Here is a 275-nt window from a genome sequence, read left to right as displayed (position 1 = left end):
AGGAAAGTATACGTTAGAAGAAACGAAAGCGCCAGAAGGTTATAAAGCAGTAGAAGTAACAGTCGAAGTAAACGTAGTAGCAAATGAAGTAGTAAAACAAGAAGTTATGAACGAAAAGTTAACAGGTCAATTTGAAATCGTAAAAGTAGATGCAGAAGATAAAGCGAAAGTATTATCAGATGCAGAATTTGAAGTGTACAAAGATGGTAAAAAAGTAGAGACATTACGAACAGATAAAACAGGTAAAGTAATCTCTCAGAAATTAGAGCCAGGAA

Annotated in this window: 1 protein-coding gene; it reads left to right on the top strand. The window is 33.8% G+C overall.

Annotated elements, in window-relative coordinates:
• Positions 1-275 (top strand): MSCRAMM family protein (locus MR083_RS27205; RefSeq protein ID WP_242270130.1); only part of this gene is annotated, 275 nt, incomplete at both ends.

Origin of the sequence: Bacillus cereus group sp. BfR-BA-01408, assembly GCF_022663305.1 — a bacterium.
Classification (GTDB): Bacteria; Bacillota; Bacilli; order Bacillales; family Bacillaceae_G; genus Bacillus_A; species Bacillus_A pacificus.
This window is presented reverse-complemented; position numbering and strand designations above follow the sequence as displayed.